This is a genomic window from Streptomyces sp. NPDC007095, assembly GCF_040634475.1.
In the GTDB taxonomy this organism is placed as follows: Bacteria; Actinomycetota; Actinomycetes; order Streptomycetales; family Streptomycetaceae; genus Streptomyces.
In genome coordinates this window covers 1-12,934 of record NZ_JBEYFS010000116.1, presented here as the reverse complement: position 1 = coordinate 12,934, position 12,934 = coordinate 1, and the positions used below count along the sequence as shown (strand labels likewise).

Sequence of the window (12,934 nt, the reverse complement as noted above, 5' to 3'; positions counted from 1 at the left end):
TTGGAAATGAAAAATCCCCTCGCACAGGAGGGGACGCCGCGCCGATTCCGACCACGGGTCGTCAGTGGTCGGGACTGATCAGCGCGGCTCGCTAAGCAGAAGGCGTACGGCACGCATGGCGTCAGGGTACCGCAGCCCCTGCGCGCGCCGCGACGAGCTTCGGACGGGGCAGACACGCCGTGCCGCTCGTCACAATCACACCAATAAAACTGAACAATGTTCAAATATTACTTCGCGTAAGGGGACGCTACGGGACAACACAAGGGCCTGGTCGCTGTTTGATAACAACGCAATAACTCAAACCTCGTACCCATCGGTATGGCTCGACTTAGAGTTCGGCTTCGGGACCGCTTCCCCGAACCGTTGGGAGTAACCCCCTATGAACCCTCGTCGCAGTGGCAGCACGCTTCCCCGACCGGGCCGCTCGGCCTACGGGGTGGCGACGGCTGCCGTCCTGCTGCTCATACCCGTGGTCGTGCTGGCCGGAGGCAACCGAGTCCAGGACTTCCTCAACTTCGGTGCGGGCGTCCTGTCGCTCGTCTCCCTCACGTGTTCGGTCATCTGGGGCCTCATCGCCCAGGACCGGCTCATCCTCAACACGCGTCAGCGGATCGTGGCACAGGGCATCCACCGGGTGACGGCCGTCGGCTCGATCGCGTTCCTCTTGGTGCACATCACCATCAAACTGGCGCTGGACCACACCGTCCTGATCGCCGCGCTGATCCCCTTCAGTCTGGGCGTCAAGGGCAGCGCCGGACTCATCGGCCTCGGCTCCCTGGCCGGGCTGCTCATGATCTTCGTGGGCATCACCGGCGCACTGCGCAACCAGTTCGCGGCCCCGGCACCGGTCGCGGCGCGCTGGCGCGCGATGCACATGCTGGCGTACCCGGCCCTGTGCGCGGCGCTGATCCATGGCCTCTACGCGGGACGGGCGGCGAAGCCGTTCTTCATGGTGTCCTACGAGCTGTGCCTGGTCGCGGTCGGCGCGGCCCTCGCCCTGCGCGCGGCTCCCCACCCCTTCAAGCGCAAGGTCGCCGACCGGATCCTGGCGATCCTCGGCGAGGGCGGCGGCGGCCGCACGGCCCGCGAGGACCTGACGGCATCCCGTGCCGCCCTGTCGGAGAACTCCCTGCCGGGCTTCGCCCCGCGTCCCGCGCAGCAGTCCTCGGGCGCCCCCTTCGTACCCCCGCAGCGCACGCCGTCCCCCGAGCAGTCGCTGTACCAGACCCCGGTCGACCCCGCCGCTGCCGCGGACGCGACGTCCGGCTTCGCGGCCGCCTACCGGGCCGTCTCGGGCACGCCCGGCGCGAACCCCGCCGGCGCGGCCCCGACCGAGCGCATCCAGATGCCCATGGACATGCAGCCGACGGAGACGTTCCCCCGCGCCGACGCCGGTGGCAGCACGTCGGGCAGTTGGCCCATCCCCTCGCCGCCGCCGGTCGGTGAGGCGCCCCGCTCCGCGTACGACCCGCTCGCCGACACGGGATACAACATCCCCGTCTATGACAACTCGGCCACCGGCGGGTACGTCACGAGTGATGTGTACAACAACGGTGAGACGAACCCCGCCTTCGGTACGTACAACACCAACGACACGTACGACAGCGGTCCCACGCCTGACGTACTGCCGGGCGCCTTCGACGCTCCTGGCTCCGGTGAACCATGGAACGCCCCTTCCGGAGGCTTTAAGTGAACGAAGCCCTGCCCGACGTCCCGGAGGTCCGCGTCGTCGGACTTCCGCAGCTCACGTCGGGCTTCGACCTGGTTGAACGGCTCGATCTGCCCATGCACCTCAAGGTGCACGGGCCGCTCGAGCCGATGGGCGGTGAACAGCTCGCGGGCCTCGCCGAGGCCATCGGACTGAAGGGCCGCGGCGGCGCAGGCTTCCCCTTCGCCAAGAAACTGCGCTCGGTCGCCGAGTCGGCCATCAGCAAGGGCATCCGACCCGTCGTGGTCGTCAACGGAAGTGAGGACGAACCCGCCTGCCGCAAGGACACGGTGCTCATCAACCGTGCCCCGCACCTCATCCTGGACGGCGCCCTGCTGGCCGCGGAGGCCATGGGCGCCCGCACCCTGGTCATCGGGGTGACCCGTGAGTCGACCCAGCGGTCCATGGAGGCTGCGCTGGCCGAGCGCGGCCTGAGCGACCGGCGCGGATCGCCGCTCCGCGCGCGTGTGCAGCGCAATCCGGTGCGGATGGTGACCGGAGCGGCCGCTTCGCTCATCCGCTCCATCGACGGCGGTCCGGCCATCCCGCCGGGCCGCAAGATCAGCGCGTCGCAGAGCGGCGTCGGCGGCGCGCCCACCCTGCTGTCGAACGCCGAGACGTACGCGCAGCTGGCCATCGCCGCCCGTATCGGCCCCGACCGCTACCGCAACACCGGTCTGTACGACGAGCCCGGCACCGTCATGCTCACCATCTCCGGCGCCGTCGCCCGCCCCATGGTGATCGAGGTCCCCACCGGCGTGCCGCTGCGCTACGTGCTCCAGCTGGCCGGCGCCCCGCCGATGCCGCAGGGCGTACTGACCGGCGGCTACCACGGCAAGTGGCTGGACGCGGCGACGGTCAACGAGGCGATCGTCTCGCGCAACTCCCTGGACGCGGTGGGCGGCGCGCTCGGCGCCGGCGCGATCCTCCCGATCACCCAGGAGACGTGCCCGCTGGGCGAGTCACTCCGGGTGGCCCAGTGGCTGGCCGAGGAGAGCGCGGGACAGTGCGGTCCCTGCTACCTCGGCCTGCCCGCCGCGGCGCGCGGCCTGGAGGACATCCTCAACGGCGGCGGACCGGCCGCCCTGGAGGCCGTGAAGCAGGTCGCCAAGGCCGTGAAGAGACGCGGCGCCTGCTCGCACCCCGACGGCTCGGCGATGTTCATCGAGTCGACCATCAAGGCGTTCACGGACGACCTGGCCGCCCATGTCCTCGGCAATGGCTGCGGAAGGCCCGTGGAGGGCGTTCTGCCGCTCTTCGAGGGCGGTCAGCTCCCCACCGGCATCCCCGGCGGCCAGGCGGTCGAGGAGGCGGGCCCCAGCCGCCAGAAGATCTACGTCGACTGGACCCTGTGCCGCGGTCACGGCCTGTGCGCGGACATCCTTCCCGAGGTCTTCGAACTGGGCGCCGACGGCTTCCCCACCGTCGCGCAGGCCCAGGTGCCCCGGTACGCGGAGGCGAAGGCGCTGCGGGCCGTACGCCGCTGCCCTGCGCTCGCCCTGCGCATCGAGGAGGACACCCGCTCCTCCGCCCCGGCACGCAACAACCTGCCGGTCCTCTCCCAGCGTCGTGGTCGTCGGGCGCTCGGCAGCGGCCGCTGAACACGACGAAGGCGGGTCACCCTGACCGGGTGACCCGCCTTCAATATTTGTGGAGCTAAGGAGAATTGAACTCCTGACCTCCTGCATGCCATGCAGGCGCTCTACCAACTGAGCTATAGCCCCTCGTGGCCATGCGGCGAAGCCGCATATCGACCGTGTCGCCCGGTTTCCCCGGCGGCGACGCCAACATTACACGGTCCTCCCCGTGGACCACCAAATCGATTCCGTGCCGCGCGGACAATGCGGACATGAGGGATAGTGTCGGCCTTCGTGACCGTGATCGCGCTCCCCCGTGTCCGCCGCCGTGCGCCCGTCGCCCTGGGGGCGTGCCTGTTGTCCTTCGCCGCCTTCTGGTGGGCGCAGCGGGCCGCGCACGTGTCGATGATCGACCTGATGGTGTACCGGGCGGAGGGCGAGACCGTCCGCGCGGGCGGCGACCTCTACGCGCTGCGTACGACCGAGGCCCATCTGCCGACCACCTACCCGCCGTTCGCGGCGCTGCTGTTCACGCCGCTGACGCTGCTGGACACGTCGGCCGTGCGGACCCTGGCGACGGCCGGAAATCTGGCCCTTCTTGTGGTGTTCGTGGCCCTCTCGCTACGGCTCGTCGACCACGCGCGCGTGGAGAGCGTCTGGTGGGCTTCCACGGCGGCCGTGTGGTGCGAGCCGGTGTGGACGACCGTGCGGTACGGGCAGATCAATCTGCTGCTCGGAGTGCTGGTGCTGTGGGACCTGACGCGGCGGCCTTGGCACCGCTGGGCCGGAGTGGGCATCGGACTCGCGGCGGCGATCAAGCTGACACCGGCGCTCTTCGCGGTGTTCCTGCTGGTCACCGGCGTCGTGGCATACCCACGGCGGGGCCCCGGAGGCCCCTGGCTGCGGCACGCGCGCGGGGCGGGCGTCACGTTCGCCGGAGCAACCCTGCTGGCGGCCTCCGCCCTGCCGTACGACTCGTGGCGCTTCTGGAGCCGCATGGTCTTCGAGACGGGCCGGGTCGGGCTCGTGGAGGACACCGCGAACCAGTCGCTGCGCGGGGTACTGGCCCGGCTGCTGCACACCACTCAGCCGGGCCTCTGGTGGGTCGCCGCGGCGGCCGTGACGGGCTCCCTGGGCCTCGGGGTCGCCGTGGCGGCGGAGCTGCGCGGGCGGCGCGCCTGGGCGGTGACCGCCTGCGCGGTCACGGCACTGCTGATCAGTCCGGTGTCATGGTCGCACCACTGGGTGTGGTGCGTGCCGATGGTGCTGATCCTCGGCACGCGCGGCCGGGCGGCCGCCGTCGGTACGTCGCTGGGGACCGCCGTCGGTACGGCGCTGGTCTTCTGCTCGTACGCGCTGTGGTGGGTGCCACACGGCCCGGGACGGCTGGAACTGCAACAGACGGGCGCCCAGTTGACGTTGTCGGACCTCTACGAAGGAGCCGGTCTCGTCTTCCTGACCCTGATCGGGGTCAGGCTGTGGCGAACGAATAGAACCGTTTGAGCGTGCAGTGCTCGTCGAGGAGCCGGCCGTAGATCGGCTCGCCCTCCAGCTCGCGGTACGTCTCGATCGGGTCGCCTTTTATGATCAGCGCCCGCGCGCACTCCTCACACCAGTACTGGTAGTCGTGGTTGACCGGCTCCATGTCGCGGACGATCGGCGTACCACTGCCGCACCAATCGCACTTCCGCCTGTGTGCACCCATCGATCAGCTCCAGCTGTGGCCGCAGGCCGTGCACACGTAGGAGATCCCGCCGTTGTCGCCGAGGACCTGGGCGACGTGGACCGATCCGCAGGAAGGACAGTCGAGGAGAGTGGCTCTTCTACGTGTCTGTGCCACGTCGAGGAGATCGTCGACCTCCTCGAGGATGCTCGCAGGCATCGCTTCTCCCTCCCGTCGGGCCGCGCCCCCTTCCGGCCGTTTGATTCTGCCACGGCCGGAGCAATACGGTCAGCGACGCCTTCGTACCAGTCCGGACACGGCACCCGACGTGGCCGTCGCGGCCAGCGCATACGTGCACATGAGGAGCGCGTCCGCAGAGGTATACGCCCCCGGAGCCCCAAGTGACTCAAGTCGGTTCAAGAAGAGTGTGCCGAAGGCCGCGACACCGATCAGCTGACCGAGCTGGACGACCGTCGCGAGCAGTCCACTCGCGTCCGCCGCGTCCTCGGGCCGTACCGTGGCCAGAGCCCTGGTCAGCGTGGGACTGAAGCCCAGCGCGAGGCCGGTCCCCACGCCTGCGAACGCCGCATACAGCCAGGGACCGCCGTCGCCCCCGCCCTTCAGCACGGCTCCGACGCCGGCGACGGAAACGGCGGCGATGACGAAGCCGGTGGGGATCAGGACACGTTGCAGAGCGGCCGGCCAGTTGCGCCAGGTCAGACCGACCAGGCCGAAGACCACCGCGGTCGGCGCGAAGGTGAGTCCGGCGCGCAGCGCGCTGTACCCGAGCCCGCCCTGAACGTGCAGGGTCAGAGCGAACAGGAAGCCCGCGTTGACCGCCATCACCGCGAGCAGGCGGAAGACCGCGAGGCCCATGCCGGGGTGGCGCAGCACCCGGGGTGAGATCAGCGGCGCTCCACCCCGCCGGGCGAGCCAGGACTCGTACAGACAGAAAAGGGTGAAGAGGACCGCGGCCGCGCCGAGCGACAGCCAGGACCACAGCGGCCAGCCCTCCTCCTGACCGAGCACGAGCGGCATGGTGAGCAGCGACACGGCGGCGCCCAGCAGGACGAGGCCCGGCAGGTCGAGGCCGCGTGAGCGCTCCACGTCTCCCGCGGCGTCCCGTGGCAGGACGCGGTGCCCGACGGCCAGGAGTACGAGGCCCACGGGCACGTTGACCAGGAACACCGGCCGCCAGCCGGTGCCGAACAGGTCGGCGCTGACCAGGACACCGCCCAGCACCTGTCCGGCCGCGGCACCCGTCGCGACGACGGCGGAGTACGCGCCGAGGGCACGGGCCCGGGCCTCGCCGGTGAAGTGGCGCTGGATCAGGCTGAGCACCTGGGGGATCATCACGGCCGCACCTGCGCCCTGCACCAGCCGGAAGGCGATCAACTCCCCGGTTCCCCGTGCGAGTCCGCATGCCAGCGAGGCCGCGGTGAACAGCGCGAGTCCGGCGAGGTGGACGCGGCGGTGACCGAGCAGGTCGCCGAGACGCGCGCCGGTGATCAGCAGTACGGCGTACGCGATGGAGTATCCGGCGACCACCAACTGCATTCCGGCGCCGGACGCGTGGAGTTCGGAACCGATCGTGGGCACGGCGACGTTCACGATGAAAACGTCGAGCAGAGCCATGAACTGGGCTGTGAGCACGGCCGCGAGCAGCCGTCCGGGGCGATTGTCAGTGCCGGGGGCTTTACTGGTCGCAGGACTTGAATCCGCTACGGGACCTGGGCCCGCGGGGGTTGTCGTCGTCATGGCTTCGAGCCTGGCGGCGGCCGGATAAGGGTGCCGAGAGCCCGCCGATGCTGGTACTGACAGCACCTGGCAGCGGTCGGGTTCGGCGCGGACGATGGAAGACGGGGGAAGTGAAGCCGATGAACACGACACAGCGTCGCAGGCCGGAGCTGGCCGGCTTTCTGCGCGGCCGGCGGGCGCGGGTGACACCCGCCGACGTGGGAATGCCCCCGGGCTTCCGGCGCCGCACGCCGGGGCTGCGCCGCGAAGAGGTCGCGCAGCTCTCCGGGGTCGGTGTGACTTGGTACACATGGCTGGAGCAGGGCCGCCCCATCAACGCCTCTCCTCAGGTCCTGGACGCGGTGGCGCGCACCCTGCGCCTGGACCAGACCGAGCGGGAGCATCTGTACCACTTGGCCGAAGTGCCCTACGCGTCCGAGCCGGAGCTCCCCGCGCAGACCGTGAGTGCGGAGATCCAGGGCATCGTCGACGCCCTCGATCCGCGCCCGGCGGCGGTCTACAACTCGCGGTACGACATCCTGGCCGCCAACCCCCCTTACCGCGACCTGTTCTTCGTGCCGCAGACGCTCGACATCGGCGTTCCCAACGCGCTGTGGACCCTGTTCACCGTGCCCGAGCCCGGCTGCCCCGTGGTGTTCCGGGACAGCGAACTGCCGTTGATGGTGGCGACGCTGCGCTCCGCGTACGGCAGACATGTCGGCGAGCCCGCCTGGGAGGACTACATACGCGGGCTGTCGGCCGCCAGCCCGCGCTTCGCCGAGTTGTGGGCGGGCGGGGACGTCCTCCCGCCGGGACCGCGCGTGAAGACGTTCCGCCATGAGGCGGTGGGCGAGCTGCGGATGACCTCGGTGTCACTGTCCATCGACGGGATGCCGGAGTGCCGGATCGTCGCCTACACCCCGGAGGATGAGAAGGCGCGCAAGGGGCTGGCGGTTCTGCGCGAGCGGCGGGAGCGGTTGTGGCCACCGTCACTCGAAGCGGCCACTGCATCCCTGGGACCGGTGTCGCCCATGTCGCCGACATCCTGGGGGACATGAAAAAATCCCGCCCCTCGGAAGGAACGGGATTCTCATCACTGATCTGTGCTGATCTTTGACAACTCAAGAGAGTCGATCTGTGGAGCTAAGGAGAATTGAACTCCTGACCTCCTGCATGCCATGCAGGCGCTCTACCAACTGAGCTATAGCCCCTTGCGTTCTTCCCGCCCGGCGGGGCGAACAAGAAGAACTTTAGCCTGCGACCTGCCAGAAAGTGAAATCCGGTCCCGCCCGGCCCCCGGGACCGGACAGGGGGCCGCTCAGTCGTCGTCGCCGAGCACCGGCTCCGGCAGTGTGCCGGCGTTGTGCTCGAGCAGCCGCCAGCCCCGCGCGCCCTCTCCGAGGACGGACCAGCAGCAGTTGGAGAGGCCGCCGAGGCTCTCCCAGTGCCGGGGCTCCAGGCCGAGCAGGCGCCCGATGGTGGTGCGGATGGTGCCGCCGTGACTGACCACCACGAGGGTGCCGTCCTCGGGGAGCTTGTCGGCGTGGCGCAGCACCACGGGGGCGGCGCGGTCGGCGACCTCGGTCTCCAGTTCGCCACCACCGCGGCGCACCGGCTCACCACGCTTCCAGGCGGCGTACTCGTCGCCGTACTGGGCGATGATCTCCTCGTGCGTCAGCCCCTGCCAGACGCCCGCGTAGGTCTCGCGCAGGCCCTCGTCGTGGATGACGTCGATGCTGGTGAGCGTGGACAGCTCGGCGGCCGTGTTCGCGGCGCGCTCGAGGTCCGAGGCGACGATCGCGTCGGGCTTCAGCGAGGCGAGCAACCGGGCGGCACGGCGGGCCTGGCCGAGGCCCATCTCGGTGAGCTCGACGTCCGTGGTGCCCTGGAAGCGGCGATCCACGTTCCAGGACGTCTGGCCGTGCCGCCACAGGATGATGCGGCGACCGCGGCCCGGCTTCGTCCCGGCCTCGACGCCCGCGACGGTCGGCTGTCGCTGCGCCTGGGCGTCATCCGTGGCGGATGTCCCGGCCGCCTCGGCCCCCGCCGCGGTCACCGCAGCTCCCCGAGTTCGGCGGAGTCCTCCTCGGCCTGCAGCTTGGCGTGCTCGGCGGCCTTGCCGCGGGTGGCCTTGGCGTCGGCGGGCAGGTCAAGCTCCGGGCAGTCCTTCCACAGCCGCTCCAGAGCGTAGAAGACACGCTCCTCGCTGTGCTGCACGTGCACCACGATGTCGACGTAGTCGAGCAGTACCCAGCGGGCCTCGCGGTCGCCCTCGCGGCGCACCGGCTTGACGCCGAGCTCCTTGTTCAGCCGCTCCTCGATCTCGTCGACGATCGACTTGACCTGGCGGTCGTTGGGGGCGGACGCCAACAGGAAGGCGTCGGTGATCGAGAGAACGTCGCTGACGTCGTAGGCGATGATGTCGTGCGCGAGCTTGTCGGCGGCCGCCTGCGCGGCGGTGGTGATGAGCTCGATGGAGCGGTCCGTGGCGGTCACTACGCGGCTTTCCGTCGGCGGTCAGTAATGACTCAAGGGTCTCACGGACCGCCGACGGCACCCCACGCGTTTCCGTGGCCACGTCCCGGGGGCCCCGGAACGTGGCGCCGACCACTCCGGAGGGTGACCCGCGACCACTCCCCGTGATCACCCAGTGGAGTGGTCACCGTGATCACCCGGTGGAGGTGGTCACCTTGTAGTCCTGGCCGAGGACCACCGAGACGTCCGCGTTGGACGAGCCACTGCCCTTCTTCACGATGCCGGTGGGCAGGCCGAGGGTCTTCGCGACCTCGATGGCGTCGTTCTTCCTGGCGGCATCGGTGTACGTGATCTGGGACACGCTCTGCGCGGTGGCGGCGGTGCCGGAGTCCAGGAAGGTGTAGCCGCCGTTGACCAGGACGACGCGGGCCTTCTCGGTGGCGTCCTTGTTCCCGGTGGCGTTCTTGATGCCGACACGGACGGCGGCGTCGGCGTCGGGACTCTTGGCGGTACCGCCGAGGACGTCCTTGACCACGCTGTTGGTGGCGCTCTCGCTCAGGGTGCCGTCCTGCTGGACGGGCAGCAGTGCCGTCTTGTAGTCGCCGCCCTTGGCGAGGTCGGCGAGCTTGGCGAGGAAGGCGCCGAGGTCCTGGTCGGTCAGCGAGGGGTCGAGGATCTGCGCCAGGGTCTGCACGGTGGTGGTCGCGGCCTGCTTGTCCGAGGACAGCTTGCGCAACACGCCCTGCATGACCTGTCCGAACCGCTCCAACTGCGCGTTCTGGGCTTCGCCGGAGGCCCGGTAGGTGGCGTAGGCGACGGCCATCTTGCCGCTGAGGGTCTGATTCTCGCCCTTCTTCACGAGGGGCGCCTCGCCCTTCTTCTTCGCATCGGGGTCCGGCACATCGGCGTTGGTGGTGAGGTCGATGTTGCCGACGAGGTCGACGAGGTTGTTGAGGTAGGGGGTGTCGAGGCGCCAGGTGCCCTGGATGTTGGTCCCGAGCACCGTGTCGATCGCGTCCCGGGTCCCGGAGGAGCCGTCGTCGCCGACCGACTTGGCGAGCGTGGTCGTCGAGCCGCTGTCGTCCGTCAGGGCAAGGATGTTGGGCAGCAGGACGGTGGTGCCCTGCTTGGTGGTGGTGTTGTCGACGAGCAGCGCCGTGGAGGTGCCGCCGCCCTTCGTGTTGTGCAGGTGGACGACGATCACATCACGGTTCTGGGCACCCGTGGCCGTCGTCGCGGCGGACTTGCCGCCGGAGGAGGTGCCGGGCAGCTTCCCCGCGTACCAGAGGTAGCCGACGCCGCCGACCACGACCAGGGCGAGCACCACGACCAGGGCGACGACCCTGCTGCGGGCGCGGCGCTTGGCCTCCTCGCGGCGCTCGGTGCGGTTCTCGGTGAAGTTGAGCCAGTCGATGACGTCTTCGGGCTCGGCTTCCTGCTCCTCGACGAAGGCGAACTGCTCGGTGCGGTAGTCCCGGTCGGCCCGGGGCTCGTTCTCCTCCGAGTGGCGCGCCTGCTGCGGGATGTAGGCGGTCTGCTCGGCGACCCGCGGCTGCTGCCCGGTGGTCGTGCCCGCGGCGCCGGTCCCGCTCCGGGACTGGCCCGGCTGCCCGGCCCGCCCCGCCTGCCCGACCTGACCGGCCTGCCCCGTGTGCGCCGACTGCGCCGTCTGTGCCGTCTGCCCGTAAGGGTCGTACGACGTTGTCGTCCCGGCGGCGCCGGGCGCGCCGGATCCGTACGGGTCATAGGGGTCGTAGCCGGGGACCGCGGTCTGCTGACCGGTGTCGTACGAGGACACGGGCTGCTGCTGACCGGTGTCATAGCCCCCCGCGCCGGTCGCGTAGGGGTCGTAGCCGTAGCCCTGGGGCTGCTGGGGCTGCTGCGGCTGTGCGTACCGGTCGTAGCCCTGCTGGGGCTGCTGGGGCGGCACCTGCCGGTACACAGGCTGCCCGAACTCGTCGTAGCCGACGAGCTCGTACTGGTCGCCGCCCGCGTATCCGTCGTATCGGTCGTTCACCGGTGCCCCTCTCGGCTCACTCGCCTCACTCGCCGCGGTACAGCTCGCGCTTGTCGATGTAGCGCACCACACCGTCCGGCACCAGATACCAGACGGGGTCGCCCTTGGCGACTCTCGCACGGCAGTCTGTGGAGGAGATGGCCAGCGCGGGAACCTCGACCAGCGAGACGCCGCCCTCGGGCAGGCCCGGGTCGGTCAGGGTGTGACCGGGCCGGGTGACTCCGATGAAGTGCGCGAGGGAGAACAGCTCCTCCGCGTACCGCCACGTGAGGATCTGGCCGAGCGCGTCGGCACCGGTGATGAAGAAGAGATCGGTGTCGGGGTTGAGAGCGCGCAGGTCGCGCAGGGTGTCCGTGGTGTAGGTCGGGCCGCCGCGGTCGATGTCGATGCGGCTCACCGAGAACTGCGGGTTCTCGGCGGTGGCGATGACCGTCATCAGATAGCGGTCCTCGGCCGGTGAGACCTTGCGGTCGGACTTCTGCCACGGTTGCCCGGTCGGTACGAACACCACCTCGTCGAGGTGGAACTGCGCGGCGACCTCGCTGGCCGCCACCAGGTGCCCGTGGTGGATCGGGTCGAACGTTCCGCCCATGACGCCGAGGCGGCGCTTGCCCGGATTCGAGGGGCCGTTCCCGGGGCCGGTCGTCAGCCGGCTCACCCCGCCTCTCACCGCGCCGCCGAGCGCGTCACCCGCGGCGCCGCCGACGGCGCCGCTCTCCGTGTCACTCGCCGGACCGGTAGGCATGTCCTGCTCTCCCATGCGTGCAGACCCTACCGGCCCGGTCGACGGGCTCCACCCGACAGGGGTCCCCCAGACGGCGCCGAGCGGCCGAAAAGCCTCAGCGGTCGCGGTTGAAACGCGTGGTGATCCACAGCAGCAGGAGCAGCACGAACAGTGCGCCGCCGCCGGTCAGGAACGGGTTGAGGCTCTCGTGGTTGCCCCCCTGCTCGCCCTCGGCGGCAACGGTGACCAACTGTGCAGCAGTGCTGTGGAAGCTCATCTCGGCAGGACCTATCCGGTGTGGGCGGGATAAAGACGTCGGTCCATCGTATGCGGGGGCGTCGGTCGCGATCACGCCGACTCCGCCGTTGGGGACGCCGGTTGCTCAGGCCTCCCCAGTCGGCACACGCCTCAGTGGCCCCCGCCTGTCCCGGCGTCAATCGTCCCGCTTGTACCCGCGCAGCAGGAACCAGGCGGTCAGGCCCACCCCGACGATCATCACGATCAGCACGACGCGGAGCAGATTGCCCGGGCCCTGCTTGTCTGCCGCGCTCGCGGCCTCGGTGAGCCAGGCGGCTGCGGGGATGTGCTCCATGGTGATGGACTCCTTCTCTGTACTGCCCGTCCACGGTATCTCCGCCTAGGCTGGGCCGTGCCTTGGGGGCACAAAGGGCACTCAGACGCGCATGGGGGAACACATGTCCGACAACGGCCACCAGCAGAACGGGCAGGAGAACGGGCACGAGAACGTGCCGAGCAGGCAGCGCAGGCGCTTCGAGGGGATCTCCTCGCGCACCTACGAACACCCGGCGGACCGCTCGGCCCTGGTGGCCCTGCGCAAGCTCAGCGGCTTCGACACGGTCTTCAAGGCCCTGAGCGGCCTGCTGCCCGAGCGCAGCCTGCGGCTGCTGTTCCTGTCCGACTCGGTGCGCGTCTCCGACGCACAGTTCGCGCACCTCAACACCATGCTGCGGGACGCCTGCCACATCCTGGACCTGGAGAAGGTCCCGCCGATGTACGTCGCCCAGGACCCGCA

13 protein-coding genes, 2 tRNA genes and 1 pseudogene are annotated in these 12,934 nt (G+C 70.0%); 5 read left to right on the top strand and 11 right to left on the bottom strand.

Annotated features, from left to right (window positions below; genetic code table 11):
- The first annotated feature begins 379 nt into the window (after positions 1-379).
- Both ABZ656_RS33025 and ABZ656_RS33020 read left to right on the top strand, forming a co-directional pair.
- On the top strand, positions 380-1,693 hold the full coding sequence (locus ABZ656_RS33025) for a cytochrome b/b6 domain-containing protein (protein ID WP_180362521.1): 1,314 nt from the start codon (positions 380-382) through the stop codon (positions 1,691-1,693).
- A complete protein-coding gene (locus ABZ656_RS33020) occupies positions 1,690-3,309 on the top strand; it encodes an NADH-quinone oxidoreductase subunit NuoF family protein (RefSeq protein WP_067370006.1) in 1,620 nt (539 codons plus the stop codon). Before ABZ656_RS33025 ends, ABZ656_RS33020 begins: the two co-directional genes overlap by 4 nt.
- 50 nt (positions 3,310-3,359) lie before the next feature.
- Here the strand turns inward: ABZ656_RS33020 and ABZ656_RS33015 are convergent.
- Positions 3,360-3,432 (bottom strand) — tRNA-Ala (locus ABZ656_RS33015).
- A 147-nt stretch (positions 3,433-3,579) separates the two neighbouring features.
- Between ABZ656_RS33015 and ABZ656_RS33010 the strand changes: the two genes are divergently transcribed.
- Positions 3,580-4,788 carry a glycosyltransferase 87 family protein gene (locus tag ABZ656_RS33010; protein WP_360272727.1) on the top strand — a complete coding sequence of 403 codons (1,209 nt, stop codon included), beginning with the start codon at positions 3,580-3,582 and terminating at the stop codon, positions 4,786-4,788.
- Here the strand turns inward: ABZ656_RS33010 and ABZ656_RS33005 are convergent.
- The 3 genes from ABZ656_RS33005 to ABZ656_RS32995 all read right to left on the bottom strand — a co-directional run bounded on the left by ABZ656_RS33005 (position 4,757) and on the right by ABZ656_RS32995 (position 6,601).
- Entirely contained in the window at positions 4,757-4,990 is a 234-nt protein-coding gene (locus ABZ656_RS33005; protein ID WP_010986886.1) for a hypothetical protein, read from the bottom strand. The genes ABZ656_RS33010 and ABZ656_RS33005 overlap by 32 nt on opposite strands.
- Before the next feature lie 3 nt (positions 4,991-4,993).
- Positions 4,994-5,167 carry a hypothetical protein gene (locus ABZ656_RS33000; RefSeq protein WP_101405208.1) on the bottom strand — a complete coding sequence of 58 codons (174 nt, stop codon included), beginning with the start codon at positions 5,165-5,167 and terminating at the stop codon, positions 4,994-4,996.
- A 69-nt stretch (positions 5,168-5,236) separates the two neighbouring features.
- Positions 5,237-6,601 (bottom strand): MFS transporter, encoded by a 1,365-nt coding sequence (locus tag ABZ656_RS32995; protein WP_360272722.1) that lies wholly within the window; start codon positions 6,599-6,601, stop codon positions 5,237-5,239.
- Between the two features lie 224 nt (positions 6,602-6,825).
- Here ABZ656_RS32995 and ABZ656_RS32990 point away from each other — a divergent pair, with 224 nt between their 5' ends.
- Positions 6,826-7,743: a helix-turn-helix transcriptional regulator gene (locus ABZ656_RS32990; protein ID WP_360272719.1), complete on the top strand. Its 918-nt coding sequence runs from the start codon at positions 6,826-6,828 to the stop codon at positions 7,741-7,743.
- Between the two features lie 80 nt (positions 7,744-7,823).
- On the opposite strand, the gene ABZ656_RS32985 is transcribed toward ABZ656_RS32990, so the two are convergent.
- The 7 genes from ABZ656_RS32985 to ABZ656_RS32955 all read right to left on the bottom strand — a co-directional run bounded on the left by ABZ656_RS32985 (position 7,824) and on the right by ABZ656_RS32955 (position 12,493).
- Positions 7,824-7,896 (bottom strand) — tRNA-Ala (locus ABZ656_RS32985).
- Positions 7,897-8,003: 107 nt separating this feature from the next.
- Positions 8,004-8,624, bottom strand: coding sequence for a histidine phosphatase family protein (locus ABZ656_RS32980; protein WP_360272755.1), 621 nt, complete (start codon positions 8,622-8,624; stop codon positions 8,004-8,006).
- Positions 8,625-8,737: 113 nt separating this feature from the next.
- The gene (gene rsfS, locus ABZ656_RS32975; protein ID WP_101405206.1) at positions 8,738-9,181 is read right to left on the bottom strand and encodes a ribosome silencing factor; all 444 of its coding nucleotides are present in this window, start codon (positions 9,179-9,181) and stop codon (positions 8,738-8,740) included.
- Between the two features lie 172 nt (positions 9,182-9,353).
- A complete protein-coding gene (locus ABZ656_RS32970) occupies positions 9,354-11,177 on the bottom strand; it encodes a LytR C-terminal domain-containing protein (protein ID WP_360272716.1) in 1,824 nt (607 codons plus the stop codon).
- Between the two features lie 25 nt (positions 11,178-11,202).
- Positions 11,203-11,937 (bottom strand): nicotinate-nucleotide adenylyltransferase, encoded by a 735-nt coding sequence (gene nadD, locus ABZ656_RS32965; RefSeq protein ID WP_101405204.1) that lies wholly within the window; start codon positions 11,935-11,937, stop codon positions 11,203-11,205.
- A gap of 79 nt (positions 11,938-12,016) precedes the next feature.
- The gene (locus tag ABZ656_RS32960; protein WP_095854717.1) at positions 12,017-12,178 is read right to left on the bottom strand and encodes a hypothetical protein; all 162 of its coding nucleotides are present in this window, start codon (positions 12,176-12,178) and stop codon (positions 12,017-12,019) included.
- Between the two features lie 156 nt (positions 12,179-12,334).
- Positions 12,335-12,493, bottom strand: a complete 159-nt coding sequence (locus ABZ656_RS32955; protein ID WP_168491460.1) for a hypothetical protein — start codon at positions 12,491-12,493, stop codon at positions 12,335-12,337.
- Positions 12,494-12,596: 103 nt separating this feature from the next.
- Between ABZ656_RS32955 and ABZ656_RS32950 the strand changes: the two are divergent.
- A pseudogene (locus tag ABZ656_RS32950) lies at positions 12,597-12,934 on the top strand (peptidase M48); the annotation flags it as partial.

Coding starts and splice junctions, on each gene's coding strand:
- ABZ656_RS33025 (WP_180362521.1), top strand. CDS start 380: ATGAACCCTCGTCGCAGTGGCAGCACGCTTCCCCGACCGGGCCGCTCG.
- ABZ656_RS33005 (WP_010986886.1), bottom strand. CDS start 4,990: ATGGGTGCACACAGGCGGAAGTGCGATTGGTGCGGCAGTGGTACGCCG.
- ABZ656_RS33000 (WP_101405208.1), bottom strand. CDS start 5,167: ATGCCTGCGAGCATCCTCGAGGAGGTCGACGATCTCCTCGACGTGGCA.
- ABZ656_RS32990 (WP_360272719.1), top strand. CDS start 6,826: ATGAACACGACACAGCGTCGCAGGCCGGAGCTGGCCGGCTTTCTGCGC.
- nadD (WP_101405204.1), bottom strand. CDS start 11,937: ATGGGAGAGCAGGACATGCCTACCGGTCCGGCGAGTGACACGGAGAGC.
- ABZ656_RS32960 (WP_095854717.1), bottom strand. CDS start 12,178: ATGAGCTTCCACAGCACTGCTGCACAGTTGGTCACCGTTGCCGCCGAG.
- ABZ656_RS32955 (WP_168491460.1), bottom strand. CDS start 12,493: ATGGAGCACATCCCCGCAGCCGCCTGGCTCACCGAGGCCGCGAGCGCG.